The 3,660-nt window shown below is 62.7% G+C and carries 1 protein-coding gene and 1 pseudogene; one reads left to right on the top strand and one right to left on the bottom strand.

Annotated features, from left to right (window positions below; translation table 11 throughout):
• Positions 1-497 precede the first annotated feature (497 nt).
• A complete protein-coding gene (locus tag ACSFBL_RS35450; RefSeq protein WP_435520474.1) occupies positions 498-2,012 on the bottom strand; it encodes a DUF3560 domain-containing protein in 1,515 nt (504 codons plus the stop codon).
• A 788-nt stretch (positions 2,013-2,800) separates the two neighbouring features.
• On the opposite strand from ACSFBL_RS35450, the pseudogene ACSFBL_RS35445 reads away from it, so the two are divergent.
• A pseudogene (locus ACSFBL_RS35445) lies at positions 2,801-3,553 on the top strand (IS256 family transposase); the annotation flags it as partial.
• Positions 3,554-3,660: the final 107 nt, after the last annotated feature.

The following is a 3,660-nucleotide window of genomic DNA, read 5'->3' as shown; positions in this document are numbered from 1 at the left end:
TGACGGCCATCAACTTGGGGGCGGCCTTGAGCAGCGGCACCACCTCGGTGTCCCAGACCTCGCCGAACGGATCGGCTCGGGAGCGCCAGTAGCGCCGAGGGTTCTGTGAGGGTAGCGAAGCGGACCGACAGCATCTACGTGCCTGGCATCCGCACGCCCGACTGGGTCAAGGTGAAGCGCAAAGGCGCTGTGCCAGCGGAACGGTTTAAACGCACCGCCTGAGGAGTGATTCCAAAGCGTGCACACATCACCTGCCACCATTAGCGGGCAAGCTGTTTCCACGAACTTTTTCTGCTTCTTGTTGTTGTCAGCCGAAAAGCAAGAAAAGCAATTTGGCAGGCGGCTTGATTGTTCTATGCTTGTCGCGCAGCGGGTGGCGGAGTTGCTCCGGGAGAATGCGAAAGATCCCTCCAAAGTTGCCGCCGATTCATGGTCGGTATCATGGATGCATGCCCACTAGCTATGTGCGATCGTGAGGGCCCGACGCACAACAAAAGCTAGTCTGCAGAAACGAGAAAAGCCCGTCCGGATCTGGTCGAAGAGACGTCGCGCACGACCGGCAGCACAACCGGATCAGCGGGAGCGGACACAGGAGGCGGCGCGTCCTTGCGCTTCGCGTCGGAGATATAGACCGCGACCAAGGCCCCACGATGCACGACGGACCGCACACGATGCCGGCCCACCACCTCGGCGCCCTCGCCTACCTTGATGTCGGGGCGGCCGCTGCCGTAGCGCGAACGGACGGCACCTTGGCCGAGTTCCCGCGAACCCTTGTAATCCTTGTGCGTCGCGTCCCATTCGGCTTTGGTCATCGAATGGAAGCCCTCGCCCGGGTAGTTGCACAGCGGCGGGAGGGTCGTCGCGGCCTTCACTTTTTCTGCGTCCTCTGCGGTCGGTGCTTCGTAGCCCTTGACCCCTTCGATGCCTTTCACTTTCACATATCGCGCATTCGTCGAAACGCTGTTGATTGCGCCGCCCGACTTATTCACTCGCTTAACAATCAACCATTCGCCATCGACCAGCACGCGCCCGCCCACCTGGATGTCGAAGGCGTCCGCCTTGATGCCGCCCGATTCATCGAGCATGGCCTTCTCGTACGCGATGCGGTTTGCGTAGTGGCCCAGCCAGCGGCGGCACCATGCCGCGCCGCTGTTGTGCTTCTTCACGGCCAGGGCGGCGGCTTCGTCGGTCGTGATCTCGCCAGCGGTCAGCAGCGAATAGAGCGACTCGGGGTAAGGCTTGCCTTCGCGCTGGACGGTCAGATAGTCGTAGTTCGTGATCTTCACGGCCTGCTCTAGCGTCAGCCCTTGGACCTGCCACAGCGCCAGAATCGTCTCGTGTTCCTTCAACGTCTTTTCTTGCTTGCGAAGGTCTGCGCTCAGGCCCTTCACGCGGCGGTGACGCACGGCGGGAAGTTGCTTGTATGCGGCGTGACGCTTCGCACCCTTGGCGCGTGCTTCCCAGCACTGCGCCGTGTCCCACATCTGCACCGCCTTGCGCATGTTGTTCTCGATGCGCTCTTTGTCCTTGCGCGCCCTGCGTTCGCTGTGGTGCCCCACAAGAATCGGCTGTCCGAATTCGAACCGCGAGGAAATCGACGCCACAGCGTCACGCGCCGCGCTTGCATCCGCGCCGCGCTTCTCGCTGTATTCCTCGAAACGGTCCGCGCGTTCTTCGGCGCGATCCGCGAGCGTCGTGTCTTCGTCGCCAATCTCGCCGCAAAGCTCAATCAGCAGATCCTCACGGCCTGGAGTCCACATCGGAGCCACGAAAACTTCTTGCTTCGGCGCCCACGAGAAACCCGCACCCTTGACGCGCGCGTAAAGGTCAGCGCTCAGGCGCGAGACCGAATAGAGCCGCAGCTGGTTGTCTTCCGGCGAGTAGGTCGCCGACATTCCCCGGTATTCCGTCTCCCCTGCCCCCCCGTCTGCTCTTTGGTGAGCCTCGGGAGGTGCGGAAGGAACGGCCGCGGTGGAAAGTGTGTTGATGTCTTGTGTGGTCGCTTCGCTCATGACTGGCCTTTCGGTGTGGTTGAAAAAATCTGCTCTTCGGAGCCGCCTCGACGCATGGCCAGCGACAGCCAGGTGCGGGAGGGAGGAGCGACCGGAGGCCGCAACTCGAGAGCGAAGCGAAGAGACCGGGTGAGGACGAGGACGAGCGCACGCGCAGGGATGGCGCTATGCGTCGGAAAGAGGCGGACCGCAGGGCAGATCAGCCACACGTGCCCAGTTGGGAGCGAGCGACCGCACGACGCCGGCGCCGGCGTCGGAGGATCTGCCAGGGGTGGTATTTAGCGGCCCTGCAGGGCCGCGTGCGTCAGGGATTGGTGCCCGAAAGGGTCGAGATCTGCAGGAGCTCGACGCGCAGCGCTGAAAGCCCGGGACCGGCCTGGCCGGGCGACGCCATCGAACCCAATCGACAACCTACACTACAACTCCGCAAAACGACATTCACGGAGTTCATCTTGAGGAAACCGCTCTACGCCCTCGCCCTCATTTCGGCAGTCACTTTCACCGGACAAGCCTACGCGGATGACTACGGCTGCAGGGTCTTGATGTGCCTTTCAAACCCGAACGGAGCGACGGCAGAACCCCAATGCGATCCACCGATTCGGAAGTTCATCGAAGTTGATGTCCCGGGACGTGGTGTAAGTCTTCGATCACTCGCTGCACGGCAAGGCGCGTAGGGCGTAGCCCGAAGCGCCTTGCCGTGCAGCGGCCGCTCTCTTCGGGGTGGTCATCGTGAAGTCCGGATAAGTTTGAGGTGCGACCCACCAAACCTGTCCTCAAAGGAAATCACGATGACCAACCCAACTATGGCATTGGCCGAGCTCGCTGAGAAGGGAGCCGATGTCGACGTCCTGCGCCAGATGGTGCAGTTCATGGCTCAGCGCCTGATGGAGCTCGATGTCGAAGGCCGCTGCGGCGCCGCGTACGACGAGAAGAATCCCGAACGCCTCAACAGCCGTAACGGCTACCGCGAGCGAACCTGGGACACGCGAGCCGGCAGCGTCGAACTGAAGATCCCCAAGCTGCGCCAGGGCAGCTACTTCCCCGAGTTCCTGGAGCCTCGGCGCACCGCCGAGAAGGCGCTCACCGCCGTCATCCAGGAAGCCTATGTGCAAGGCATCTCCACGCGTTCCGTGGACGATCTGGTCAAGTCGCTGGGCATAAGCGGCGTCTCCAAGAGCCAAGTCAGCCGGCTGTGCGGCGAGCTCGATGAGCGCGTCAATGCCTTCCTGGGTCGCCAGATCGAAGGCGACTGGCCCTACCTATGGATCGATGCCACCTACGTGAAGACGCGCGAGGCCGGGCGCATCGTGAGCGTCGCGGTAATAGTCGCCGTCGGCGTGAACACCGATGGCCAGCGCGAAGTGTTGGGTCTGAAGGTCGGCGCTTCGGAAGCCGAGCCCTTCTGGACCGAGTTCTTGCGCAGCCTGAACCGTCGAGGGCTTCGCGGTGTGAAGCTCGTCATCAGCGATAGCCACGAGGGCATCAAGGCGGCCGTCTCGAAGGTCCTGAAGGCCACCTGGCAGCGTTGCCGAGTTCATTACGCCGACCTCCGGGTTATGCCGACATGGCGTCGCCCGCCGAGCCCGTGGGCGGAGAACCCGCACTTGAGGTCGGCATAACCGCCTGCTGCTGAGGGAAGCTTCCTGCT

Origin of the sequence: Variovorax glacialis (assembly GCF_051216375.1) — a bacterium.
Classification (GTDB): Bacteria; Pseudomonadota; Gammaproteobacteria; order Burkholderiales; family Burkholderiaceae_C; genus Variovorax.
Note: the sequence above shows the minus strand (reverse complement) of the source record. Positions and strands in the feature narration are given on the sequence as shown.

Excerpts from the sequence above, each read along its gene's own strand:
- ACSFBL_RS35450 (WP_435520474.1), bottom strand. The coding sequence starts at position 2,012 with ATGAGCGAAGCGACCACACAAGACATCAACACACTTTCCACCGCGGCC.